The 25,784-nt window shown below is 58.7% G+C and carries 20 protein-coding genes and 1 tRNA gene; 15 read left to right on the top strand and 6 right to left on the bottom strand.

What is annotated here, in order from left to right:
* Positions 1-2 precede the first annotated feature (2 nt).
* Positions 3-611 carry an HD domain-containing protein gene (locus ACCC84_RS16425; RefSeq protein ID WP_004957229.1) on the bottom strand — a complete coding sequence of 203 codons (609 nt, stop codon included), beginning with the start codon at positions 609-611 and terminating at the stop codon, positions 3-5.
* A gap of 106 nt (positions 612-717) precedes the next feature.
* Here ACCC84_RS16425 and ACCC84_RS16430 point away from each other — a divergent pair, with 106 nt between their 5' ends.
* From ACCC84_RS16430 to dppF, 9 genes are all read left to right on the top strand, one after another.
* Positions 718-1,179, top strand: a complete 462-nt coding sequence (locus tag ACCC84_RS16430) for a MarR family winged helix-turn-helix transcriptional regulator (RefSeq protein ID WP_371902071.1) — start codon at positions 718-720, stop codon at positions 1,177-1,179.
* Between the two features lie 158 nt (positions 1,180-1,337).
* A complete protein-coding gene (locus tag ACCC84_RS16435; RefSeq protein WP_004957233.1) occupies positions 1,338-1,763 on the top strand; it encodes an organic hydroperoxide resistance protein in 426 nt (141 codons plus the stop codon).
* A 220-nt stretch (positions 1,764-1,983) separates the two neighbouring features.
* Positions 1,984-3,723: a kdo(2)-lipid A phosphoethanolamine 7''-transferase gene (eptB, locus tag ACCC84_RS16440; protein ID WP_004957235.1), complete on the top strand. Its 1,740-nt coding sequence runs from the start codon at positions 1,984-1,986 to the stop codon at positions 3,721-3,723.
* Between the two features lie 159 nt (positions 3,724-3,882).
* Positions 3,883-3,959, top strand: a tRNA-Pro gene (locus tag ACCC84_RS16445).
* A 966-nt stretch (positions 3,960-4,925) separates the two neighbouring features.
* Positions 4,926-6,533: a dipeptide ABC transporter periplasmic-binding protein DppA gene (gene dppA, locus ACCC84_RS16450; RefSeq protein ID WP_198773623.1), complete on the top strand. Its 1,608-nt coding sequence runs from the start codon at positions 4,926-4,928 to the stop codon at positions 6,531-6,533.
* Positions 6,534-6,663: 130 nt separating this feature from the next.
* A complete protein-coding gene (dppB, locus tag ACCC84_RS16455) occupies positions 6,664-7,683 on the top strand; it encodes a dipeptide ABC transporter permease DppB (RefSeq protein ID WP_371902072.1) in 1,020 nt (339 codons plus the stop codon).
* Between the two features lie 11 nt (positions 7,684-7,694).
* A complete protein-coding gene (gene dppC / locus ACCC84_RS16460) occupies positions 7,695-8,597 on the top strand; it encodes a dipeptide ABC transporter permease DppC (protein WP_004957240.1) in 903 nt (300 codons plus the stop codon).
* A gap of 14 nt (positions 8,598-8,611) precedes the next feature.
* Positions 8,612-9,592, top strand: a complete 981-nt coding sequence (dppD, locus tag ACCC84_RS16465) for a dipeptide ABC transporter ATP-binding protein (protein ID WP_004957243.1) — start codon at positions 8,612-8,614, stop codon at positions 9,590-9,592.
* Positions 9,589-10,584, top strand: coding sequence for a dipeptide ABC transporter ATP-binding subunit DppF (gene dppF, locus ACCC84_RS16470; protein WP_004957246.1), 996 nt, complete (start codon positions 9,589-9,591; stop codon positions 10,582-10,584). Before dppD ends, dppF begins: the two co-directional genes overlap by 4 nt.
* A gap of 174 nt (positions 10,585-10,758) precedes the next feature.
* Here the strand turns inward: dppF and ACCC84_RS16475 are convergent, their stop codons facing one another.
* The 5 genes from ACCC84_RS16475 to bcsE form a co-directional block, all read right to left on the bottom strand.
* The gene (locus ACCC84_RS16475; protein WP_004957249.1) at positions 10,759-11,058 is read right to left on the bottom strand and encodes a helix-turn-helix domain-containing protein; all 300 of its coding nucleotides are present in this window, start codon (positions 11,056-11,058) and stop codon (positions 10,759-10,761) included.
* Entirely contained in the window at positions 11,058-11,408 is a 351-nt protein-coding gene (locus ACCC84_RS16480; protein WP_371902073.1) for a type II toxin-antitoxin system RelE/ParE family toxin, read from the bottom strand. Before ACCC84_RS16480 ends, ACCC84_RS16475 begins: the two co-directional genes overlap by 1 nt.
* A gap of 301 nt (positions 11,409-11,709) precedes the next feature.
* Positions 11,710-13,365 carry a cellulose biosynthesis protein BcsG gene (bcsG, locus tag ACCC84_RS16485; RefSeq protein WP_004957254.1) on the bottom strand — a complete coding sequence of 552 codons (1,656 nt, stop codon included), beginning with the start codon at positions 13,363-13,365 and terminating at the stop codon, positions 11,710-11,712.
* Positions 13,362-13,565 (bottom strand): cellulose biosynthesis protein BcsF, encoded by a 204-nt coding sequence (bcsF, locus tag ACCC84_RS16490; protein WP_004957257.1) that lies wholly within the window; start codon positions 13,563-13,565, stop codon positions 13,362-13,364. Before bcsF ends, bcsG begins: the two co-directional genes overlap by 4 nt.
* A complete protein-coding gene (gene bcsE, locus ACCC84_RS16495) occupies positions 13,559-15,121 on the bottom strand; it encodes a cellulose biosynthesis protein BcsE (protein WP_004957260.1) in 1,563 nt (520 codons plus the stop codon). Before bcsE ends, bcsF begins: the two co-directional genes overlap by 7 nt.
* A 203-nt stretch (positions 15,122-15,324) precedes the next feature.
* Between bcsE and bcsR the strand changes: the two genes are divergently transcribed.
* The 6 genes from bcsR to bcsC are packed head-to-tail and all read left to right on the top strand — an operon-like array spanning position 15,325 to position 25,778.
* A complete protein-coding gene (bcsR, locus tag ACCC84_RS16500) occupies positions 15,325-15,516 on the top strand; it encodes a cellulose biosynthesis protein BcsR (protein WP_004957267.1) in 192 nt (63 codons plus the stop codon).
* Positions 15,517-15,519: 3 nt separating this feature from the next.
* Positions 15,520-16,248, top strand: coding sequence for a cellulose biosynthesis protein BcsQ (gene bcsQ, locus ACCC84_RS16505; protein WP_004957269.1), 729 nt, complete (start codon positions 15,520-15,522; stop codon positions 16,246-16,248).
* Positions 16,245-18,848 carry a UDP-forming cellulose synthase catalytic subunit gene (gene bcsA / locus ACCC84_RS16510; protein WP_198773594.1) on the top strand — a complete coding sequence of 868 codons (2,604 nt, stop codon included), beginning with the start codon at positions 16,245-16,247 and terminating at the stop codon, positions 18,846-18,848. Before bcsQ ends, bcsA begins: the two co-directional genes overlap by 4 nt.
* Positions 18,849-18,908: 60 nt before the next feature.
* Positions 18,909-21,209: a cellulose biosynthesis cyclic di-GMP-binding regulatory protein BcsB gene (gene bcsB / locus ACCC84_RS16515; protein WP_004957275.1), complete on the top strand. Its 2,301-nt coding sequence runs from the start codon at positions 18,909-18,911 to the stop codon at positions 21,207-21,209.
* A 4-nt stretch (positions 21,210-21,213) separates the two neighbouring features.
* Positions 21,214-22,323 (top strand): cellulose synthase complex periplasmic endoglucanase BcsZ, encoded by a 1,110-nt coding sequence (gene bcsZ / locus ACCC84_RS16520; protein ID WP_088499816.1) that lies wholly within the window; start codon positions 21,214-21,216, stop codon positions 22,321-22,323.
* Positions 22,305-25,778 carry a cellulose synthase complex outer membrane protein BcsC gene (bcsC, locus tag ACCC84_RS16525; RefSeq protein WP_273868582.1) on the top strand — a complete coding sequence of 1,158 codons (3,474 nt, stop codon included), beginning with the start codon at positions 22,305-22,307 and terminating at the stop codon, positions 25,776-25,778. The genes bcsZ and bcsC overlap by 19 nt, the downstream gene beginning before the upstream one ends.
* The last annotated feature ends 6 nt before the right edge of the window (positions 25,779-25,784 follow it).

Raw genomic sequence — 25,784 nt, forward strand, 5'->3', positions numbered from 1 at the left:
GCTCAGCCCCTTTCGGCGTGTTCGCTGTCCAGATAACGCTGACGCGCATGTTCAAACCAGCTGTCGGGCACGTTGTGCGGTGGCAGTCGCAGCATCGCCAGCCCGTGTTCGACAATATGGCTGGCCTGCCGCCACAGCGTGGCATCGCCTTCGGTGAGGACGTCGAGCAGCCGCTGTTTTTCGATCAGGTAGGTGCGGGCGAAATGGCTGTCATAGGTCAGCAGCGAACGGGTATTGTCGATCAAATCCGCCAGTTTGATGGTTTTTGCCGGCGGCGACGCCTTGGCGCTGTGGCGGCGATCGCGATTCTTGCGCTCAAAGCGGTTACCACTGCCGGCTTCGCTGACGTTGGTCAGCATGCCAACCAGTTCCGCTACCGGTTGGCCAAAATGGCTTTCGATGTCCGCCAGCGTGGTGGGGGTGTCTTCTACCGTGTCGTGCAGCCAGGCTGCCGCCAGCATTTCGTCGGTGTGCGGCACGCTGCGAACGATTTCCACCACCGCCTGCGGGTGGACGATATACGGGGCGTTAGTGTATTTACGCCGTTGATCGATGGCCGCATGCGCCTTGGTGGCATAGCGGCGCGCGCGTTCTACCAGTGTGCTCGACATATCCTTTCCTCCTCTAGCGCCGTGCGCTGCGGTTCCATGATTAAAAAATAGCACAGTGGCAAAAAAATAGCTTGCGATTACATAGTGCACTATCTATAGTCGAACCATGAAAGATAATCACTACGACCCACTCAAGGCGAAAAACATGCTGCTGGATCAGCAGATGTGTTTTGCCCTGTACTCCGCCAATTTGGCGTTGCACAAGGTTTATCGCAAGCTGTTGAACCCGCTCGATCTCACCTATCCGCAATATCTGGTGATGCTGGTGCTGTGGGAGCGGGATGAAATCACGGTGTCGGATATCGGCGAACGCCTGTTTCTCGATTCCGCCACCCTGACGCCGCTGTTGAAGCGGTTGGAGGCCGCCGGCCTGTTGCTGCGCTATCGTGCGGTTAACGACGAACGGCAGGTGATCATCGCGCTGACTGACGCTGGGCGCGCGCTGCGCGAAAAGGCCCATGCGGTACCGGAAGCGGTGATGTGTGCCACCGACTGCAGTCTGGACGAAGTGAACAGCATCAAGCAGCAGTTGGAAAAGCTGCGCAACAGGTTAATCAACCAGCTTTGAGCTAACCGCCGGTGTAGAACGCACGATGGTCAATCGTCGTCTACACTGAAATAGGCTCTGGATATATATAGCGCGCGATTTAATCGTGACAAATTTAATGACCGGCGCGGGCTTTTTCCCGTCGACGGTAACCACCCACTCGAAAGAAGGAATCAAGCATGTCTATTGAAAAAGTCGTTTACCGCGCTCATGCAAAAGCCACCGGTGGCCGTGACGGTCGTGCGACGTCATCTGACGGCGTGTTGGATGTCAAACTCGGCGTACCGAAGGAAATGGGCGGCGCCGGCGGCGAGGTCACCAACCCGGAACAGCTGTTTGCCGCAGGTTATTCTGCGTGCTTCCTGGGTGCGTTGAAGTTTGTTGCGTCCAAGGAACACGTTAAAATCCCGGCCGAGGCGTCTATCGAAGGCACCGTCGGCATTGGCGAAATCCCCAACGGCTTCGGTATTGAAGTGCAGTTGGATATCAGCCTGCCGGGCGTTGAGCGCAGCGTAGCGGAAGATCTGGTGAAGAAAGCGCACGTGGTGTGCCCGTACTCCAACGCCACCCGTGGCAATATCGACGTCACGCTGAACGTAAAATAAACCGCTCGCCCAAGCTCATCGGGAGGGGAAACCCTCCCTTTTTCTCTCGCCTGCTCGGCAATCGTCATCACAGAAAGCGGCAAAAAATGCCGATTTTTTGAGAAATCTCTTGATTCTTGCCCCAAAAATAGCGCTTATTGCCGATCGGCTGAACCTGCCGCCGCATCGAGTGTCTGACTGTTTCAGAACTGTTAAAAAGTCCCCGGAGCCACCGCGTTACATGAACAAAGTTAAATCGCTATCACAGCAGAATTTATCGTTATTGTTAGCGATCTATATCGGCATATTTTTGAACCTGTCCGTTTTCTATCGTCGTTTTGATTCATTTACGCACGGCATTCAGGGGATCAAGGTTATTTCGGCGGTAACGGAAGTTATCGCCATCGTTCTTTTCACCTTCTTTATCATGCGGCTGGTGTCGCTTGGCGGCCGGCTGTTTTACCGCATCGTTGCCTCACTGCTGGTGCTGATATCGGTCGCCGCCAGTTACTACATGACTTTCTTCAACGTGGTGATTGGCTACGGCATTATCGTCTCGGTGATGACCACCGACATCGATTTGTCGAAAGAAGTGATCGGCATGCATTTCGTGCTGTGGATGATCGTGGTCAGCGCGTTGCCGCTGCTGCTGATCTGGAAAAACACGCTGCGCTATACGCTGATTGAACAGCTGAAAACCCCAGGCCATCGCCTGAAGCCGCTGCTGGTGCTGTTGGCGGTGGTGGCGCTGGTGTGGTTGCCGTTGCGCACGCTGGACAAAGAGCAGAGCGCACAGGAAAAGATCACCAATATCGACCTGCCGAGCTACGGCGGGGTGGTGGCACACTCCTACCTGCCGTCCAACTGGATTTCGGCGCTGGGGCTGTTTGCCTACACCCGCTATGATGAAAGCCAGGACGCCGCCAACATGTTCGATCCGGCCAAGCACTTCACCTATGTGGCGCCGCCGGGCATCGACGACACCTACGTGGTGTTTATCATTGGCGAAACCACCCGCTGGGATCATATGGGTATGCTGGGCTACGATCGTGATACCACGCCGAAGCTGTCCAAAGAGAAGAACCTGGTGGCGTTCCGCGGCGAATCCTGCGATACCTCGACCAAACTCTCCCTGCGTTGCATGTTCGTGCGTGAAGGCGGTGCCGCCGACAACCCGCAGCGCACCTTGAAAGAGCAGAACATTTTTGCGGTGTTGAAGGAGCTTGGCTTCACTTCCGAGCTGTTCGCCATGCAGAGCGAGGTGTGGTTCTACAACAACACCGACGTCAATAACTACTCTTTCCGTGAAATGATCGCCTCCGAGAAGCGTAACGACGGTAAGTCGGTTGATGACATGCTGTTGGTGAACGAGATGAAGGAGTCATTGAAGCGCTACCCGCAAGGCAAGCACCTGGTGATTCTGCATACCAAAGGCTCGCATTATCTGTATTCACAGCGTTATCCGCGCGAATACGCCCGCTACCAGCCTGAATGCATGGGGGTAGATGATTTCTGTTCGAAAGATCAGCTGATCAACGCTTACGACAACACCGTGCTGTATACCGACACCTTTATTGATAAGGTGATCGATCAGGTACGTGATAAGAAGGCGATTGTGTTCTACGCGGCCGACCATGGCGAGTCGATCGGTGAGAACTCGCACCTGCACGGCACCCCGCGAGAAATGGCGCCGCCGGAGCAGTTCCGCGTACCGATGATCGTGTGGGCCTCCGACAAGTATCTGGAGGATGCGAACCACCGCAGCGCGTTTGAACAGTTGCAGGCGCAGCAGCGGATTGGCAAGACCCATCGCCACGTAGAGCTGTTCGATACCATTCTCGGCTGTCTGGGCTACAGCTCGCCGGATGGCGGCATCGTTGCCAAGAACAACTGGTGTCATAACCCGAATGCGGCTGCGGAATCGGCCAAGGCGTCGCCAGTGCCGTCGGCACCGGCACCTGCGGCGGTAGCCAAGCCGTAATCTTCCCGGCCGGGCGCTGATTCGCCCGGTTTTGCCGTTGGCATTACGCTGACTGGCGGTGGCTTTTTCGCTAATACGGCGCTTTTATCACCACTTGGCGTAGGGGAATAAAAAAGTGATTGACGCTCTGGTACGCCAGCAGTAAGATGCGCCCCGCATCGGCGAGTAGCGCAGCTTGGTAGCGCAACTGGTTTGGGACCAGTGGGTCGGAGGTTCGAATCCTCTCTCGCCGACCATTTTCAAAGAAACCCGCTTTTAAGCGGGTTTTTTTACGCCCGGATTTTATAAGAGGATGAAGACAAAACTGTCGGGAACAGTTTTGAACAACGCCTCGGCGTTGGCCCGCAGGGCAAGCATCGCAGATGCGCGTAATCCTCTCTCGCCGACCACTTTCAAAGAAACCTGCTTTTAAGCGGGTTTTTTTACGCCCGTTATTCAGGCTGTTTTGCCGGCCACGACCCCTATCCACACCGCGGCGCAATAATCGGTAGTCAAACGTTGCCGAGAGATATCATTTTGCTCTCGGCTTTTTAATAGTTAAAAGTTTTTTTACGTAGCATAGATTGTTACAGGCACTGGCGCATTAAACGCACTTCGGACTCACTCTTTCGAGTAAGGGGTCAGCATTTCGTCCTGTCTTTAACCGCGATCACAAAAATAACCGTTCAGATATTCATCATTCAGCAACAAACTTTTTTAGTTTTTTATCGGAGTATAACTCCGGTCAATACTCATACGGCAGTGTATTGAACCAAACTCAACGGCATAGCATAAGTTTTCATGCTGCATCTGTTAAAAAAAGGTTTTTTTTATGTTTGTTTGCTGTTTCTCACAGACTGCGTAAAACCCCACTGGTTATATTGACGCCACCCAAAACAGTTGGCAATTTGTTAACCTCATGGGTAGAGCGAGAGCTGTTTGAGTGACTTCCACGCGCTCAAACTCCCACACAAGGATGCGTTCCATCCGGTTCTTCGCGCTCAACTCTTCTGCCTTCGGGCAACTGCCGCACAGACCACGCAATAAAAAATACAGGGCTGGCGGGAATAACCCAATAGACGTCACGCTGCAGGAAGGCGGCAACCCAGCGACTCCCCGCTACTTACCTCGGTAAGCGACCGCGGCGGGCAAGGGTAGCCAACGCGCCAGCGCGGTGACAGCTAAAGGGTTTACACACACATCACACTAACGGAGCACTAATGATGACAAGTTCCTTGGGAAAATCGGGGATTCTGAAATTCGGCATTGGGCTGGTTGCGTTGACCGTTGCGGCCAGCGTGCAGGCAAAAACGCTGGTTTACTGTTCTGAAGGCTCGCCGGAAGGCTTTAACCCGCAGTTGTTCACCTCCGGCACCACTTATGACGCCAGTTCGGTACCTATCTATAACCGTCTGGTCGAATTCAAGATCGGCACCACCGAATTGCAGCCGGGCCTGGCGGAGAAATGGGACGTCAGCGAAGATGGCAAGGTCTATACCTTCCACCTGCGCAAGGGCGTGAAGTGGCAAAACACCAAAGGCTTCAAACCTACCCGTGATTTCAACGCCGACGACGTGGTCTACTCCTTCGAACGACAGCTGGATCCGAAGCACCCCTACCACAAGGTGTCCGGCGGCAGCTATGAGTACTTCCAGGGCATGGGCATGCAGGATCTGATCGCCAAGATCGAAAAAGTGGACGACAACACCGTTCGCTTCACCCTGACCCGTCCAGAAGCGCCGTTCCTGGCCGACCTGGGTATGGACTTCGCCTCGATCCTGTCTGCGGAATATGCCGACAACATGATGAAGGCCGGCACGCCGGAAAAAGTGGACCTGAATCCGGTCGGTACCGGCCCGTTCCAGCTGTTGCAATACCAGAAAGACTCCAAAATTCTCTACAAGGCGTTTGACGGTTTCTGGGGCACCAAGCCGCAAATCGATCGTCTGGTGTTCTCCATCACCCCAGATGCCTCTGTGCGTTATGCCAAACTGCAAAAGAACGAGTGTCAGGTCATGCCGTACCCGAACCCGGCTGACATCGCGCGTATGAAGCAGGACAAAAACATCAATCTGATGGAACAACCGGGGCTGAACGTCGGCTATGTGTCGTTCAACGTCGAGAAAAAACCGCTGGATAACGTGAAGGTGCGTCAGGCGCTGACCATGGCGGTAAACAAGCAGGCGATCATTGAAGCGGTGTACCAGGGGGCGGGCCAGGCGGCCAAAAACCTGATCCCACCAACCATGTGGGGCTATAACGATGCGGTGCAAGACTACGCGTACGATCCAGCCAAAGCCAAGGAACTGCTGAAGGAAGCGGGCCTGCCGGACGGTTTCTCCATCGACCTGTGGGCGATGCCGGTACAGCGTCCGTACAACCCGAATGCCCGCCGCATGGCCGAGATGATTCAGTCGGACTGGGCGAAGATCGGCGTGAAAGCCAAAATTGTTTCCTATGAGTGGGGTGAATACCTCAAGCGCGCCAAAGACGGTGAGCACCAGACGGTGATGATGGGCTGGACCGGCGATAACGGGGATCCGGACAACTTCTTCGCTACGCTGTTCAGCTGTGCGGCGGCCAAAGACGGCTCCAACTACTCTCGCTGGTGCGACAAGTCGTTTGAAGCGCTGATCCAGCCGGCACGCGCCGAATCCGACCACAACAAACGTATCGAGCTGTACAAGCAGGCGCAGGTGGTGATGCACGATCAGGCGCCAGCGCTGATTGTCGCCCACTCGACCGTTTATGAGCCTGTGCGTAAAGAAGTTAAAGGTTACGTTGTGGATCCGCTGGGTAAACATCACTTTGAGAACGTTTCAGTCGATTGATCATCGACCCGCTAGCCGGGCCGACATCGACGCCGGGGTTTGTGCCCCGGCGGAAACATCAGAAGTATGTGAGCTTTAATAAGCCTGGCGGCCCACGAGCCGCCGGGCAACTATACAGAGAGTTCGGGATATGTTGCAGTTCATACTCCGGCGTTTGGGGTTAGTTATCCCAACGTTTATCGGCATTACCTTGCTGACTTTTGCATTCGTCCATATGATCCCCGGCGACCCGGTGACCATCATGGCCGGGGAACGCGGGATATCCGCAGAGCGCCATGCGCAGATCATGGCCGAGATGGGGCTGGACAAGCCGCTCTATCAACAATACTTCACTTACGTCACCAACGTGCTGCATGGCGATCTGGGGACGTCACTCAAGAGCCGTATTTCCGTTTGGGACGAGTTCGTACCGCGCTTCAAGGCGACGCTGGAGCTGGGCATCTGCGCGATGATTTTCGCGGTGATTGTCGGCATACAGGTCGGCGTGCTGGCGGCGGTGCGTCGGGGTTCTATCTTCGATCACACGGCGGTGGGCATCTCACTGACTGGCTATTCGATGCCGATTTTCTGGTGGGGCATGATGCTGATCATGCTGGTGTCGGTGCAGCTCAACCTGACGCCGGTGTCGGGGCGCATCAGCGACACGGTGTTTCTTGATGACACCTTGCCGCTGACCGGTTTTATGCTGATCGACACCCTGTTCTGGGGTGAACCGGGCGACTTCCTTGACGCGGTGATGCACATGATTCTGCCAGCTATCGTGCTGGGTACCATCCCGCTGGCGGTGATCGTGCGTATGACCCGTTCCTCGATGCTGGAAGTGCTGGGCGAGGATTACATCCGTACCGCGCGCGCCAAGGGCGTGAGCCGCATGCGGGTGATTGTGGTGCATGCGCTGCGTAATGCGCTGCTGCCGGTGGTGACGGTGATCGGCCTGCAGGTCGGTACCATGCTGGCGGGGGCGATCCTGACCGAAACCATCTTCTCCTGGCCGGGGCTGGGGCGTTGGCTGATGGATGCGCTGCAACGCCGCGACTATCCGGTAGTGCAAGGGGGCGTGCTGTTGGTCGCCTGTATGATCATTCTGGTTAACCTGCTGGTAGACGTGCTCTACGGCGTGGTCAACCCACGTATTCGTCACAAGAAATAAGGGGCGCCGCGATGACTCAAGTGACCGAGCCGGTGGTAACCGGCGCGCCGAAGCCAATGACTCCCTTGCAGGAGTTTTGGCACTATTTCAAGCGCAATAAAGGGGCCGTTGTCGGCCTGGTATACATCATTCTGATGTTCGTCATCGCCATCGGCGCGGGCTTCCTGGCGCCGCATGCCCCGGCGGAGCAGTTCCGCGACGCATTGCTCAAACCGCCGGTCTGGCAGGACGGCGGCAGTTGGCAATACATTCTCGGCACCGACGACGTGGGGCGCGACGTGCTGTCGCGTCTGATGTACGGCGCCCGGCTGTCGCTGCTGGTCGGCTGTCTGGTGGTGGTGCTGTCGCTGATCATGGGGGTGATTTTCGGCCTGCTGGCCGGCTACTTCGGCGGCGTGGTGGATGCGATTATCATGCGCGTCGTCGACATCATGCTGGCGTTGCCAAGCCTGCTGTTGGCGCTGGTGCTGGTGGCGGTATTTGGTCCGTCGATAGTCAATGCCTCACTGGCGCTGACCTTCGTTGCCCTGCCGCACTATGTGCGCCTGACGCGCGCGGCGGTGCTGGTGGAAGTCAACCGTGACTATGTTACCGCTTCCCGCGTGGCGGGGGCCGGCGCACTGCGCCAGATGTTCGTCAATATTTTGCCGAACTGTCTGGCTCCGCTGATCGTGCAGGCTTCTCTGGGTTTTTCCAACGCAATTCTCGATATGGCCGCTCTCGGCTTCCTCGGCATGGGTGCTCAGCCGCCAACGCCAGAATGGGGCACTATGCTCTCCGACGTGCTGCAGTTCGCGCAAAGCGCCTGGTGGGTCGTGACCTTCCCCGGCGTGGCGATTCTGCTGACGGTACTGGCGTTTAACCTGATGGGGGATGGCCTGCGTGATGCCCTCGACCCCAAACTCAAGCAGTAACCGAGGACCCGAACATGGCGTTATTGAATGTAGACAAGCTTTCGGTGCACTTCGGTGACGAAGGCACGCCGTTTCGCGCGGTAGACCGAATCAGTTACAGCGTGGAACAGGGGCAGGTAGTCGGCATCGTCGGCGAATCCGGCTCCGGAAAATCGGTCAGTTCGCTGGCCATCATGGGCTTGATCGACTATCCCGGCAAAGTGATGGCCGACAAGCTGGAATTCAATGGGCAGGACCTGCGCAAGATCTCCGAAAAAGAGCGCCGCCAACTGGTGGGCTCCGAAGTGGCGATGATTTTCCAGGATCCGATGACCAGCCTGAACCCGTGCTACACCGTCGGCTTCCAAATTATGGAGGCGCTGAAGGTGCATCAGGGCGGCAACCGCCGTACCCGTCGCCAACGCGCCATCGACTTGCTGAATCAGGTAGGTATTCCCGATCCGGCTTCGCGGTTGGACGTGTATCCGCACCAGCTTTCCGGCGGTATGAGCCAGCGCGTGATGATCGCCATGGCGATCGCCTGTCGGCCAAAACTGCTGATCGCCGATGAGCCGACCACCGCGCTCGACGTGACCATTCAGGCGCAGATCATCGAGCTGCTGCTTGAGCTGCAACAGCGTGAAAATATGGCGCTGCTGCTGATCACCCACGATCTGGCACTGGTGGCCGAGGCGGCGCATCACATCATCGTGATGTACGCCGGGCAGGTGGTGGAATCCGGCAAGGCGGCTGAAATCTTCCGTGCGCCACGCCATCCGTACACTCAGGCGCTGTTGCGTGCGCTGCCGGAGTTCGCGGCCGACAAGGCACGTCTGGCGTCGTTGCCGGGCGTGGTGCCGGGAAAATATGACCGGCCAAGCGGCTGTTTGCTCAATCCGCGTTGCCCGTATGCCAGCGAACGTTGTCGCCAGGAGGAGCCGGAACTGCGCAGCATTCCCGGACGTCAGGTTAAATGTCACACACCGCTGGATGATGCGGGGAGGCCGACCGTATGAGCCAGAATCAACCCTTGTTGCAGGCCATTGACCTGAAAAAACACTACCCGGTCAAGAAGGGGCTGTTCGCGCCGGAACGGCTGGTAAAAGCGCTGGATGGCGTTTCGTTTACGCTCGAACGCGGCAAAACGCTGGCGGTGGTGGGGGAGTCTGGCTGCGGGAAATCAACCCTGGGCCGACTGCTGACCATGATCGAAGTGCCGACCGGCGGCGAACTGTATTACCAAGGCCAGGATTTGCTGAAACCGGACGTGACTGCAGAAAAACTGCGCCGTCAGAAGATCCAGATCGTGTTCCAGAATCCTTACGGATCGCTCAACCCACGCAAGAAGGTTGGACAGATCCTCGAGGAGCCGTTGTTGATCAACACCACCTTGAGCAGCGCGGAACGGCGCGAAAAAGCCCTGGCGATGATGGCCAAGGTCGGCCTGAAGACCGAGCATTACGATCGCTATCCGCACATGTTTTCCGGCGGTCAGCGGCAGCGTATCGCCATCGCGCGTGGGCTGATGCTCAACCCCGACGTGGTGATTGCTGACGAACCGGTGTCGGCGCTGGACGTATCGGTGCGCGCGCAGGTGTTGAACCTGATGATGGATCTACAGCAGGAACTTGGCCTGTCATACGTGTTCATTTCGCACGATCTGTCGGTGGTGGAACACATTGCCGATGAAGTGATGGTGATGTACCTCGGCCGTTGCGTGGAGAAGGGCAGCAAAGATGCCATCTTCAACAACCCGCGTCATCCGTATACCCAGGCGCTGTTGTCCGCGACGCCGCGCCTGAACCCGGATATGCGGCGCGAGCGCATCAAGCTGACCGGCGAACTGCCAAGCCCGATGAACCCGCCGCCGGGCTGTGCGTTCAACGCCCGTTGCCGTCGTGCGTTCGGCACCTGTAGCCAGTTGCAGCCACAGCTGCGGCAGTACGGCGATCAAATGGTGGCCTGCTTTGCCGTCGATCAGGATGAACAGGAGCAGCAAAGCGCCTGACGTTTTGATTGATGGTAGTGGTAGCGTGATGCCGCTCGGTTAAGGCCGAGCGGCATTTTTTATCGGTATGATCCGGCGTCAGGCGATGGGAACCGCCCGTGGTGAGGGTTGGCCGACCGGTGGACATCGTCGTGTCGCGGGGCCCCATCGGCAAGCAGTGCAAGAAAATGAAGATCAAAGATGCAATGCGATGCGTTTGCCGTCCGGTAACGTTACGTCGAGAGACAGCTCTCCGCCAAGCGCTTTGACATAACGTTTCAATGTCGACAGTTTCGGGTCGTTGTCCACTTTTTCCATCTTCGCGACGGCGGGCTGTTTAATCCCCATGGCGTCAGCCAGTTGTTTCTGCGATATATTCAATTCTTCGCGTATTTTCGCCAAGGCAATTTCCTGACGAATCTCATCGGCCCGGGCCGCGATTCTCTCACGACTTTCAGCGGAGCGTTGCGCTAACAGGTGTTCCAAGGTTGCCATTATTCATTCTCCAGAGTTTGCAGATGGGCGGCATACTCGGCATCGGCCGTTTTTATCAACTGCTGATAGAAGCGTCGCCCCATGCCTTTTTTGTCAGCGGCACATAAAACGATCGCCTGCCTGTGGGGATCAAAAGCAAAACATGCACGTATGGGATAGCCTGCCGTCTGTACCCGCAGTTCCTTCATATTCCCGTAGGCGGAGCCCTTCAGCGTATCAACCTGAGGACGTCCGAGATTGGGGCCATCCTGCTGTAGTAGGGTCAACACGGCTAACATTTCTTCCTGCACGCGATCCGTTTGTCGGTAAAACCATTGATCAAACCGCGGCCGGGTAACGATTGTCCACATCCTTGTCCCTTATCGTCCATGGGTAATCGGTTAATAATATAACCTGTAGGTTATGGCATCAACATCAGTATCTCGGCGTTGTTCACACCCGGCGCCGCTGTGCAGTAAGGCACGCTCAATAGGTGTTGCGCTTCTGCCGGCGGTCGGCGGGGCGCTAACTGGCTGGACTGGCTAAGGGGAATGGATTAATAGATTCCCCCTCATGATGGCAGGCCTGCTCCGGAGCAGGAACGGCTGATGGCAGCGTTACGCAGTGATTGGGACAAGTACGGGCGACGCTGTGGCCGCCCGTGGTGAGGGATTATTGCGGGTAAGGTACCCAGTCACCGCCGTTCAGCCTGATATACGACTTGCCTTGATACTGCATCACGATGGCGTTGTCGTTTTCCGAAATAACCGCGGTTTGCGGCAGGCTCTGGGTCAGCGTTTGCCAATCGACGCTCGAAGCGGTAAACGCTTTGCCGTCCACCAGGCGAGATACCAGCTCCGAAATGGCCAGGTAGCTGCTTGGCGTCTTGATCTGCAGTGGACTGCCCTGGTGCGGCGCCGTCATGCCCACCAGCTTGATGCCGACCGGAATGTGGGTGATGCTCGGACTTGGGATATCGCGCAGGCCGGACATCTGCATTTTGTCACCTACCAGCGCCGCGCCGTGTTCCGGCACGATCACCACCATCACTTTGCGTCCGGATTTCTCCAGTTCGTCGAGGAAGGTATTCAGCTGATCGAACAGTTTTTGCGCCCGTGGCGCGTATTCGGCAGTTTTCTTCGAGCCGACAAAGCGGTTGCCGTCATGCAGCGGGATGATGTTGAAGAAGGTGGCGCTGCGGCTGTCGCCGGCCTTGGTCTGCTGATCCAGCCAGCGGTTGAGCAGTTCCAGATCGTTGAAAATCGGCTCGCCGTCAAACGATGCCAGTTCATTGCTGACGCCGGCTTGCGACATCAGCGGTGCCTGCATGCCACCCTGTTCGCGCAGTTCTTTCAGATAATTGCCGAACACCCCGGAGTGGTCCATCATCAGCTGTTGTTTAAACCCGAGTTTTGAAAGATTCTCAAACAGATAGCATTGCTGATTCACCGGTTGGTACAGATCGCGATGCGACGGTTGGCCGCAGCTGGCGCGCAGCAGGCGTATTGAGGCCGGGCCGCTGTAGGCGGTGGCCGAATTGAAGTTGTCGAACATGATGTCCATCTTCGCCCACAGCGGATGGTTTTCCAGCTTGGAGGCTTCGATATCCGACCAGGCCAGCGAACAGATGTTGATCACCAGCAGATCGAACGGCTGGGCGTCGGCCGGCAGCGTGGCTGGGAAAGCGGTGGTGCGGCCTTTTTCACCATCGTAAAACTGATTCAGATAGGCGGTCAGGTTGGCGCTGGTCGGCGGGCCGCTGGCGGCAGGCAGGTTGCTGCCGGCTTCGGCGGTCGGTGCCGGTGCGGTGGCCGGATCGGGCGTGGCGGCGGTGGTGGTGGTCGGCAACAGCGAAATCGCCGGGCCGCCGATGGCCAGCAGGTTCAACCACACCATGGCCGCGACGGTAAATACCGTGACCCGCAGCCACTGTGCCAGGAACAGATAGGCCACCAGCATCACGAAGGCGGCACCGACCATCTGCCAGTTGATAAAGCGGTTCACCAGTTCAAGCAGATAGTCGGCGCTAAAGCCGGTTAACTGCGACCCCTGGCTGAGTATGCTGCTGATCCCCGGCAGCCAGGTATCATGATAAAACAGCCCCAGACCGATGGGGATTGCCAGCCAGTGCCGCCAGCGATGCAGGCGCATGGCCGGAATCGGCATTAGCAAAAAGGCCATAAACACCAGATTGGCCAGCGGATGGAAATTCAGATAGCCGAACCACAGCAGGCCGAATTTGGCCAAAAAGTAATAGTTCCAGCCACCGAGGCCACGCCAGTAGCGCCACAGAGCATTGTCGTTTTGCGTGTTGTTTTTATCGTTCATGATTGTTTTTTGCGCTTAATCTGGAAAGAGGAGCCGTCGCGCACCCACAGGCCGGCCGATTTCAAATAACGCGGTGAGAACAGTCGATTTTGCCAGCGTTGCCGCCAGTGCGGGTAGCGGCGATGTAGCGCGTAGCCCAGCGGAATGAAAAATAGCGCGCACAGCATTACCAACTGCACGATATCGGTCAGATTCAGCATGTCGGATCCTCCTGGCTGCCGTCAATCAGGTTACATGCCACCGGCTGGCGGCGCATCGCCGGGCTTTCAACGGCGGCAGCGGCGGTCGGCTTGGCGACCAGCGGCGTTTCCTGCCGTGCGGCTACGGCGCTGCCGTGAGCCAGGCGTTTGATTTCCGCCACGATATCAACGTCCATATGCCAAACCAGCTGGTTGCTGAAGGCTTCGCTCACCGGCAGACGACAAATATGCATCATTGCGGTATCCAGATCGTTGATGCGGCAGGTGGAAAGGAACAGGAACAGCCGCCCTTGTGCCACGGTCATCACGTCGCCGAAGCGCCGCATATGGCACAGCGTCATGGCCTGTTCGGCGCGCAGGCCCGGCGCTGGCCGCAGTGCCACCATCACGCCCTTGCCGTCTTCCGGCAGCAGCGTGTTGCCCATCAATGACAATACCGCCTGGCTGAAATCATCGGGCGGCAGATAGCCCTTTAACTGCAACGGCCGCAGACCGGCCAGCAAGGCGTCGATATCCGCCGGCACGTGGCGCGAATAGCGCTGGCCCTGAATGCCTTCCAGCATGGTCAGAAAACGCGACAGCGGCGCCACGTGCGGCACGATCAGATTGGCGCCGCAGGCCAGCAGCAGGCGCTCATCGCTGTAACGCAGGCTGGCGTTCATTTCGCGCACCACGATTTTCAGTCCGTTACCGCGGCTGCGGCGCAGGTTGTGGATCTGATGCGCCAGCGCGTCGATCTGATCGCTCTGGTATAACGAAAATATCAGCGTCGCCGACAGGGTCAGCATGCCGTGTTGCGCCAGCAATGCGTTGCTTTCCAGCAATTGCCAGTGGGTAGACAACGGCGGCGCACCTTCCAGAATGCTGTGCTCCGCCAGATAGAGGTGATCGTCATTGTGCGCGACGCTCGGCGACGGCTTACGGTTTTCATCTTCACCTTGCCAACCGTGCTCTGCGGGGTACAGCGTGATCAACTGATTGGCGTTGATGCCATTGGCGGTGCTCCACCAGTTAACCAGGTATTGCGCGCTGTCCTGCTGCCATTGCAGGTTGGCCAAACCGTCCAGCAACCGATGCTGGTTGCCGAGCTGGCCGCGCAATTTATTCACGCCGCTGCCGTGGCTGAGGATAACCAGGGTACACCCCTGGCGGCGTAGCCAACGGCCAAGGCTGGCTATCCAGTTGTGGATCTCCTCGCGGGTGAAGGTCTGCCACAGGCTGGCATGCGCCAGCAGGATCAACAACCGATTGTGCGGTTTCAACGTGCGCATCAGGTCGTCACTGAAATGCAGTAGCGCCGCCTTTTGCTCCGGCAGCGTATACAGCGGCAGTTTGTTTAATTTGGCAGAGGTCAGAGAATTCAATACTTTATCCGGCTTTTCGCCGCTGCAAATCAGCGCCGCCCGAGCGGATTCCGGCTGTGCGGAAATTATTTGCCGACACAGGAGCTCAGCGTCTGTTTGGCGATCGATATTAACCCAATAAAATCCCGGGGATTGCATGACAGAAAGTTCTTCCCAAATCTGTCGAATTCCTAATGAGAAAGCATGCGCCATAGGTGTTTTCTACTTTCGTTGAGAAGGCCGCGGGTCAATATCTGGAAACTAGAATTAACGAATAAACGATTGTAACATTGCATCCAATAATAACAAACAACCGGCATTGTGTAATAATATCCGTTAAGATTCATCTTATTGGCTATTTTTTTACATACTATTGCTATAGTTATATAACACTAGCCTATTTTCGAGGCGGCAGGATGAATAATCAACCAACGCGCTTAAATGCGGTTTTGGCCTCGCAGGCGCCGGACGATCTGGAAACGTTGCGTCATGTTTTCGCACTACCGCAATTACATTATATTGATATTTCCCGCCAGGAACGTTTGGCGCAAATGATGGCGCGTTGGCCGTTACTGGAAGAATTATCCCAGAAATCAGGGAGTCACTAATATATGCCGGTGATTGCGCTGCAAGGGATTCGAGGCGGAATTGGCGCGACGTCGATAACGGCGGCGCTGGCCTGGGCATTACAGCAATTAGGTGAAGCAACGCTGGCCATTGATGCGTCGCCGGATAATTTATTACGTCTGCATTTCAATACGCCCTTTGCATTGGCGCGAGGCTGGGCACGGGCAGAGCTGGACGGCACCGACTGGCGTCAGGGGGCGATGCGTTACTGCGAAAAGCTCGACTTTTTGCCCTTTGGCCAGTTAGACGCCACGGAACGTCAACAACAGAGCCAAAACCTCGCCATACCCTGGGCACAGCGGCTGGAACAATTGCAACACAGCGCACGGCATCGCTGGATCCTGCTGGACGTACCGGCGATTGACAATGCGCAGACGCGCCAGGCGCTGAGCGCCGCCGATCGGGTGTTTGTCCTGCTGACGCCCGACGCCAATTGCCACGCCCGTCTGCATCAGCAGGCGCTGCCGGCCAATGGCCATTTTCTGATTAACCATTACTCGTCTGTCAGCCAGCTGCAGCAGGATTTGCACCAGCTGTGGCTGCAAACGCTGAATGGCCTGCTGCCGATGGTCATTCACCGTGACGAGGCGCTGGCTGAAGCCATGGCGATGAAACAGCCGCTGGGTGAGTACCGCCCGGACAGTCTGGCCGCGGACGAAGTGCTGACGCTGGCGAACTGGTGTCTGCTCCACCTGCAGGATGCCGGGCAATGAGTCGGGTAATGAGCCTGCTGCTGATGCCGCCGGCCCATGTGGCGGTGCAGCGTCGCTATCGCACTTATCGCCGCAACGGTTCCTCGGTGTTGACGGCGTTCTTTACCACGCTGCTGGTGGCCTGTGGCTGGGTATTTTTGCGCTTTGAGTCGCCGGCCTGGCAGCGTATCCGCGCTGGCCGCAGTTACTGGTTCCCGCATATTTCCCCGCTGCGCCCGCGGTTGGCGGACGGCCTGCGCTATCTGGTGCAGGCGCTGTGGCTGCTGATGTTTCGCACCGGCCGCGTGCCGCGTGGCCGTTACGCCTTTGCCGGCTGGCGCAAGCTGCAGCTGCGCTACGTTAATTGGTTGCAGCGGCTACCGCATCGGCTGCAAGACGCCGACGTCGAGCAGCGTACCGTCACGCGTTTGGGCGGTATGAACCGCACCCTGCGCCGCGTGCTGTTTATTGGCAGCGGCATTGTGGCGGCGATCCTGGCGCTGTTATGCATTTCGCAACCGTTTGATCTGCCAGCGCAGTTTGTGTTTGTGCTGCTGCTGTGGGGCATTGCGATGGTGGTGCGCCGGGTGCCGGGTCGCCTGCCGGCGCTGATGTTGATCGTACTGTCGCTCACCGTCTCCTGTCGCTATCTGTGGTGGCGTTACACCGCGACCCTCAACTGGGACGACCCGCTCAGCCTGGTGTGCGGTCTGCTGCTGCTGGTGGCGGAAACCTATGCCTGGGTGGTGCTGGTGCTGGGCTATTTCCAGACCGTGTGGCCACTCAACCGCCAACCGGTGCCGTTGCCAGAAAACAGCGACAGCTGGCCCACCATCGATCTGATGGTGCCGACCTATAATGAAGATCTGGGCGTGGTGAAGCCGACCATTTATGCCGCACTGGGCGTCGACTGGCCGCAGGACAAGATTAATATCTATATTCTTGACGACGGCAACCGCCCCGAGTTTCGCGCTTTTGCCGACGAGGTAGGGGTGAAGTACATTGCGCGGCCGACCCACGAGCATGCCAAGGCCGGCAACATCAATAACGCGCTGAAGCAGGCCAGCGGCGAGTTTGTGGCGATATTCGACTGCGATCACGTGCCGACGCGTTCATTCTTGCAGCTCACCATGGGGTGGTTTTTTAAAGATAACAAGCTGGCGATGTTGCAAACGCCGCACCACTTTTTCTCGCCGGATCCGTTTGAACGCAACCTGGGGCGCTTCCGCCAGACCCCCAACGAAGGCACGCTGTTCTACGGGCTGGTGCAGGACGGCAACGACATGTGGGATGCCACCTTTTTCTGCGGTTCCTGCGCCATTCTGCGGCGCAGTGCGTTGGACGAAATCGGCGGCATCGCGGTGGAAACCGTGACCGAAGATGCCCACACCTCGCTGCGGCTGCACCGCCTTGGCTATACCTCGGCGTATATTCGCATTCCACAGGCGGCCGGATTGGCTACCGAAAGCCTGTCGGCGCATATCGGCCAGCGTATCCGCTGGGCGCGCGGCATGGTGCAGATTTTCCGGCTGGATAACCCGCTGTTTGGTAAAGGGCTGAAACTGGCGCAGCGGCTGTGTTATGCCAACGCCATGCTGCACTTTTTATCGGGCATTCCGCGGCTGATCTTCCTGACCGCGCCGCTGGCGTTTCTGCTGCTGCACGCATACATCATTTTCGCCCCGGCGTTGGCTATCGCGCTGTACGTTCTGCCGCACATGATCCACTCCAGCCTGACCAACTCGCGTATCCAGGGCAAATACCGCCATTCGTTCTGGAGTGAAATCTACGAAACGGTGCTGGCCTGGTATATCGCCCGGCCGACCACCGTGGCACTGTTCAACCCGCACAAGGGCAAGTTCAACGTCACCGCCAAAGGCGGGCTGGTGGAGGAAGAACACGTCGACTGGGTGATTACCCGGCCATACATGGTGCTGGTGCTGCTCAATCTGGCGGGCCTGTGCTTTGGCGTCTGGCGCATCATGCATGGCCCGACCGATGAAATCATGACGGTGATCGTCAGCCTGGTGTGGGTGCTGTACAACATGACCATCCTGGGCGGCGCGGTGGCGGTGGCGGTGGAAGCCAAGCAGGTACGCCAGTCGCACCGGGTCGAAATCGCCTTGCCAGCGGCGCTGGCACGCGCCGATGGGCATCTGTTCCCCTGCACGCTGCGCGATTATTCCGACGGCGGGGTCGGGGTTGAAATGCGCGTGGCGGATCAATGGCAAGAAGGCGATCGGGTGGCGCTGTTACTGAAGCGTGGTCAGCAGGAATACAGCTTCCCGTGCCAGGTGACCCGCGCCTTCGGCGCCAAGGTCGGCTTGCGAATGGTCGATATGACGACGCGACAACACATTGATTTTATACAGTGCACCTTTGCTCGTGCCGATACCTGGGCGCTATGGCAGGACGGTTTCCCAGAAGATAAGCCGATCGAAAGCCTGCGTGACGTGCTGGCACTGGGCTTTCGCGGTTATCTTCGCATGGTGGATTACGCGCCGCCGCTGGTGCGCAGCATATTGGTCGGGTTTACCACATTGATTGCCTGGGTGCTGTCTTTCATTCCGCATAGCGTGGGGCGGAACCCGGCATTAAGCCCAAAAGAGACCGTGGTGTAGGCCGTGTTTCCACTGCCGCTCACCGTAGGGTGAACTGGCACTAACTTTGATGATGATACGATGACAAGAAAATTAACCTGGTTTACCGCGTTGGCCTTAGGCATCAGTACGTTGTCCCAGGCTGAATCCCCCCCGGCACCCACCACCGCCGTGCCGTCGGCGAGCGCCGATGCGCCATTGACCGTGCCGGTGAACCCTGCTGCACCGCAGGATCCCGATGCGCCGGTGCGCGATGTACAGCTGTCGTTTGCGCAGATCGCGCCGCCGCCGGGCACCTTCACCCTGCGCGGCACGCGCCCGGACGGCCAGATTGAATTCGGCGTACGCAGTGACGAAGTGGTATCGCAGGCGACGCTCGATCTGTCTTTTACGCCGTCACCGTCATTGATCCCGGTAGAGTCACATCTCAAAGTGTATCTCAATGATGAACTGATGGGCGTCACCACTATCGCCAAAGAGCAGTTGGGCAAGCCCAATCATATCGAGATGGCGATCGATCCGCGCTATATCACCGATTTTAACCGCCTTAAGCTGGTGTTCGTCGGCCATTATCAAAACATTTGCGAAAACCCGGCCAGCAGCACGCTGTGGCTGGAGATCGGTAAATCCAGCGCGCTGAAGCTGCGTTATCAGACGCTGCCGCTGAAGAACGAACTGTCGCACTTCCCGGAACCGTTTTTCGACAACCGTGATAACCGTCCGCTGACGCTGCCGATGGTGTTTGCCGGCCAGCCGGACATCACCCAACAGCGTGCGGCGGGCATTCTGGCGTCGTGGTTCGGCAGCAAGGCCCAGTGGCGCGGCCAGTCATTCCCGGCAATGTTTGATACGTTGCCAGACCGGCACGCGGTGGTGTTCGCCACCAACCAACAGCGTCCGGCTTTCCTGCGCGACTACCCGGCGGTCAACGGCCCGACGGTGGAAATGATCGGCCACCCCGATAATCCCTACGTCAAACTGTTGCTGATTCAAGGGCGCGACGACAACGATCTGGTGACCGCGGTGAAAGGCATCGCGCAGGGCAATATCCTGTTCCGTGGCCAGAACGTCACGGTGGACAAGGTCGAGCAACTGGCACCGCGCCAGCCTTACGATGCGCCGAACTGGGTACGTACCGACCGGCCGATGACCTTCACCGAGCTGCAGCAGTACGCCGAACAGCTGCAAACCAGCGGTATCGAGCCCAGTCCGATTTCGCTGACCATGAACCTGCCGCCGGATCTGTTCCTGATCCGTAGCACCGGTATCGATATGCGGCTGAAATACCGTTATACGCCGCCGCGCATCCAGGATGGCTCGCGCCTTAACGTCAATTTGAACAATCAGTTCATTCAGGCCTATTCGCTGGTGCCGGAACATGAACAGGGCGCGCAGCTGTTGCGTCTGCCGTTGACCCAGGGGCTGATCGATTCCGACCGAAACGTCACCATTCCGGCGTTGCGCCTCGGTGCGGTCAATCAGCTGCGCTTTGACTTTGATTACACCACGCTGCTGGCCAGCGGGGCGGAAGGGCGCTGTGAAACCTATTCCTTCACGCAAAACCATGCGGTGATCGACGGCAGTTCAACCATCGATTTCTCTGGCTATCGTCACTTTATGGCGATGCCGGATCTGCGTGCGTTTGCCAATGCGGCCTTCCCGTTCAGCCGGCTGGCAGACCTGTCGCAAACGCTGGTGCTGGTCAACAAACAGCCGCAGCCGGCGCAGGTCAGCGCCTTGCTCGACGCGTTGGGCAATATTGGCGCGCAGACCGGCTATCCGGCGCTGGCGGTCAGCCTGAGCGATGACTGGGCGCAGGCCAAAGAGAAAGACGCCGACATTCTGATGATTGGCACCATTCCCCCTGAGCTGCGTGACGATAAAAAGGTCAGCCTGCTGGTCGACGCCACCGAAAGCTGGGTGAAACAGCCGCGACGCCAGCCGCCGCTGCCGAGCATGGAGGTGATGGCCGACGACAGCAAGCCGGACAGCAGAACCGCCATCGGTTCCGAGGGGGCGATGGCAGCGATCGTCGGGGTTCAGTCTCCGTTCAACGATCAGCGCAGCATAGTGGCGCTGCTGGCCGACAGCCCGCGCGGTTATCAATTGCTGGGCAACGCCCTGCTCGACAGCGGCAAGCGTGCCGCGATGTTTGGCTCGGTGTCGGTTATCCGTGAATCAGGGGTTAACAGCCTGCGCGTCGGTGATATTTATTACGTCGGCCACCTGCCGTGGTGGGAGCGGGTCTGGCATGCACTGTCGACGCATCCGGTGCTGCTGGCGGTGCTGGCGGTCATCGTGGTGGTGATTCTGGCGCTGATGCTGTGGCGTGGCCTGAAGGCCTTCAGCCGCCGTCGCCTGTCACCGGAAGATCGGGATTAACGCCATGCGACTGAGGGTAAGATGGACCTTGACCCTGCTGCTGCTGTGCGCGTTCAGCGCCACGGCGGCCTGCCCGTGGCCGGCATGGCAGCAGTACCGGCAGTTTTACATCAGCGAGGGGGGGCGGGTGATCGACCCCAGCAGCCCGAACCGTATTACCACCTCGGAGGGGCAAAGCTACGGGCTGTTTTTCGCGTTGGTTGCCAACGATCGGCCGACCTTCGATCGGCTGCTGAACTGGACCGAAAACAATCTGGCGAAGGGCGATCTCGGCGCCCACCTTCCCGCCTGGCTATGGGGGGAGGATGATAAGCAGCGCTGGCTGGTGCTGGATGACAATTCCGCCTCTGACGCCGATCTGTGGATCGCCTACAGTCTGCTGGAAGCGGGCCGGTTATGGCAAAGCCGGCGTTACCTCACGTTGGGCACCCTGCTATTGCAACGCATCGCGCGTGAAGAAGTGGCGGATATTCCCGGCCTGGGGCCAATGCTGTTGCCGGGCAAAATGGGCTTTGTCGACGACCCTCGCTGGCGGCTCAATCCGAGCTATCTGCCACCGCAACTGCTGGCGCGCTTTGCCTCGCTGAACGGGCCATGGCAGGCGATGCAGCAGGTTAATCAGCGTATGTTGCTGGAAACTGCGCCGCACGGTTTTTCCCCCGACTGGGTGGTGTGGCAGCGTGACAAGGGTTGGCAAGCGGACGGCGCGAAACCGAACATCGGCAGCTACGACGCCATCCGCGTCTATCTGTGGGCCGGCATGCTGGCGAGCGGCGATCCGCTCCGTACCGCGTTGCGGGAGCGTTTTTTGCCGATGACGCAGCTGACCGCACGGCAGGGCGTGCCGCCGGAAAAAACCGATACCGCCGCCGGAACCACCCGTGGTGACGGTCCGGTGGGGTTTGCCGCCGCGCTATTGCCGCTGCTGGCCGATCAACCCGATGCGTTGGCGCGGCAACGCCAGCGTGTCAACGACAACCCGCCAGGCGACGACGCCTATTTCAGCGCTTCGCTGACGTTGTTCGGCCAGGGATGGGATCAGCAACGTTATCGTTTTACTCGTCAGGGTGAACTTCAACCCGCCTGGGGCAGCCAATGCACAACTTCAGAATAAACTGGCTGAGCCTGTTGTCGCTTGGCCTGTTGCTGGCGCCCGCGGCGCAGGGCGCAGAAACCGTGTCGCCGGAACAGTGGCTGCTGGAGCAGGTGCGCGTCGGCGAAGCCAGCCATAAAGAAGAGTTGGTGAACCAATCGTTATATCGTCTGGAACTGATGGACCCCAATAACCCGGAAGTGATTTCGGCGCGCATGCGCTTGGCATTACGTCAGGGGAATCAGGCGCTGGCGCAGCAGCAACTGGACAAGCTGAAGGGCATTGCGCCGCAATCCGCCGCCTATCGGCAGGCAGAAATGAGTCTGTTGCTGACGCAGCCGGAAACGCGGCAGCAATTGCAGCAGGCGCGGCTGATGGCGACCGCCGGGCGTTTGACCGAGGCCAAGACGGCCTATGATGCGTTGTTCCAGGGCGAACCGCCGACGCTCGATCTGGCGCTGGAGTATTGGCGGCTGGTGGCGCGTTTACCGGGCCAGGAACCTGCCGCCATCAAGAAATTACAGGCGCTGGATCAACGTTATCCCGGCAGCGCGTCGTTGCGCATGCTGCTGGCGCGTTTGCTGTTCAGCCAGAAACAGGACGCGCTGGCGTATGAGGAGCTGCAAAAGGCGGCGGCTGACCCGAGCGGGCGCAGCGATGCTGCCGATTTGTGGCTGGAAAAAATCAAGGACATGCCGGTCAGCGCAGCCAGCGTGGCGGCGCTCAATCGTTTTCTTGGCGTCTTTGTGACCGGCGATCAGGCAGTCGGCGCACGTGAAGAGCTGGCGCGCCAGCAAACGCTGTTGGCCGATCCGGTCTTCCAGGCGCGTGCTCGCGGGCTGGCGCAGGTGGATAGAGGCGGTAGCCGCGCGGCGATCCCCGAACTGCGCAAAGCGCTGGCGGCGGCGCCGGACGACCCGGAGGTGCTTGGCGCGCTGGGGCTGGCCTATGCCCGAGCCGGCAATCGGCCGCGGGCGCTGACGCTGTTCCGCCAGGCGCAGCAGGCGGATAAAAATGGCTACGGCGCCAGCAAATGGCAGAGTCTGATCAACACCAACCGCTATTGGCTGGCGATCGACGAGGGCGACAAGGCGCTGAAGGCCAATAATCTGTCGCTGGCGCAGCAGAAATATCAACAGGCGCGGCAAATCGATAATGCCGATGCCGACGCGCTGATTGGCCTGGGCGACGTTGCCGTAGCGCGGCACGACGACGCGGCGGCGGAGCGTTATTATCAACAGGCGCTGCGCCTCGATCGCGGCAGCGGTAGCGCAGTACGCGGCCTGACCAATATCTATCAGCGCCAGTCTCCGCAAAAGGCGCTGGCTTACCTCAACGGGCTGCCGCCAGCCCAGCGCAACAAGATGCGCGACACCCTCGACGGACTGCAACTCGACATGTTGAAACAGCAGGCGGAGGCGTTGGCGCAACGGCAGCAATGGCACCAGGCGGCGGAAATTTACCGACAGGCACGGTTGCGCGATCCCGACGACGTGTGGCTGACCTATCGTTATGCGCAGGTGCTGCGCCAGGCCGGTCAACCACAGCAGGCGGATGCGCTGTTCAACGCGCTGGTGCAAAAGCAGCGCCACGATCCGCAGCAGGTTTACGCCTATGCGTTGTACCTGTCTTCCAGCGATCGTGACTCGCAGGCGCTGGCGCATCTGGCTACCCTGCCGCGCGCGCAGTGGAATGACAACATGCGTGAACTGGCGCAGCGACTGCAACTGCAGGCCACGTTGGCGCAGGCCGAACGGCTGCGCGCTGGCGGTGACTCGGCGGCGGCGGTGACCTATCTGCAACGCCAGCCAGCGGATACGCGTATCGATCTGACGCTGGCGGACTGGGCGTTGGCCGACGGTGATTACGCCGGTGCGCTGGCGGACTATCAGCGGGTGCGGGGGCGTGAGCCAAATAATCCGGATGCACGCCTGGGCGAAATCGAAGCCTACGTGGCGCAGGGCAATATGTCGGCGGCGCGGCAGCGGTTGCAAACCGCAACGCCGCAGGATGCTGCTTCGATTAACAGTGAGCGACGGGTGGCCAATGCCTGGCAGGCGGTGGGCGAACCGGATAAGGCTGCCGATATTTTCCATCGCTTGAAAACGGCGGCGCAGCAGGAGCCGGCCGGGCAAGGCAAGGCGCTGGTCTATCGTGATGCGGCGCGTCTGGAACGCGATCGGTCACAGCCGGTACTGGCGCAGCAGGATTTCCAGCAGGCGATGGTCGCCAGTGGCATCACGCCAACGCTGCCAAAGGATAATGACCAATACACTCGCCTGACGCGCAATAACGCTGGCGACGATTGGTTAAAGCGCGGCATTCGCGCCGATGCGGCGGACCTGTACCGTCAGCAGGATGTTAACGTCACGCTGGACCATGACTATTGGGGATCCAGCGGGACCGGCGGCGTGTCGGACTACCAGGCGCACGACACCATGTTGCAGGTGGATATGCCGCTGTATGACGGGCGGGCGTTTTTCCGCACCGACACCGTGCGTCTGAATGCCGGTAAATTTTCCACCGACGGTGACGGCAAATATTACGAGACCTTTGGCAGCTGTAATACCCAGGGTTGTAGCGGCGACGAGCGGCAAAAAACCACCGGCACCAGCGTGGCGCTGGGTTGGAAGAACGATCGCTGGGAAACCGATATCGGCACCACCCCGATGGGGTTCGAGGTGGTTGACTGGGTCGGCGGCGTGGCCTACAGCGGCGATTGGCAACACATTGGCTGGACGCTTGGCGCATCGCGCCGGCCGATGTCCAGCTCGCTGCTGGCGTTTGGCGGTACCCGGGATCCGAACACCGGCATCACCTGGGGTGGGGTGCGCGCCACCGGCGTCAGCCTGAGTGCCAGCTACGATCGCGGTGAGGCGCATGGCGTGTGGGCCGATCTCAGTGCGCACCAGCTCAGCGGCAAGAACGTGGAAGACAACCAGCGCGAAAGACTGATGGCTGGCTATTACTACAAACTGATCAATGAAAATAATCGCCGCGCCACCGTCGGCCTGAACACCATGCTGTGGCACTATCAAAAGGATTTGAGCGGTTACTCGCTGGGCCAGGGGGGTTATTACAGCCCGCAGCAATACATGTCGCTGTCCATACCGGTCAACTACCGCCAGCGCACCGAGAACTGGTCGTTTGAGGTGGGCGGTTCGGTTTCGCTCTCGCATGCCAAAACCGACAGTCAGCGGCGTTATCCGCTGCAGGGGCTGGTCCCCGATAGCCTGCCGGACAAGTTGGCTATCGAAGACGGCGGGTCGTCTACCGGCGTCGGCTATACGCTGCGTGCCATCGTCGAACGCCGCCTGAGCGCCCACTGGACGCTGGGTGCCGGCATTGATATCCAGCAGGCGAAGGACTATACCCCGAGCCATGCTCTGATTTATGTCCGTTATTCGCTGGCGGGCTGGCAGGGCGATCTGGACTTGCCGCCGCAACCGCTGACGCCGTATGCCGATTTCAAATAGCGGGCC

Origin of the sequence: Serratia odorifera (genome assembly GCF_041448735.1) — a bacterium.
In the GTDB taxonomy this organism is placed as follows: Bacteria; Pseudomonadota; Gammaproteobacteria; order Enterobacterales; family Enterobacteriaceae; genus Serratia_F; species Serratia_F odorifera.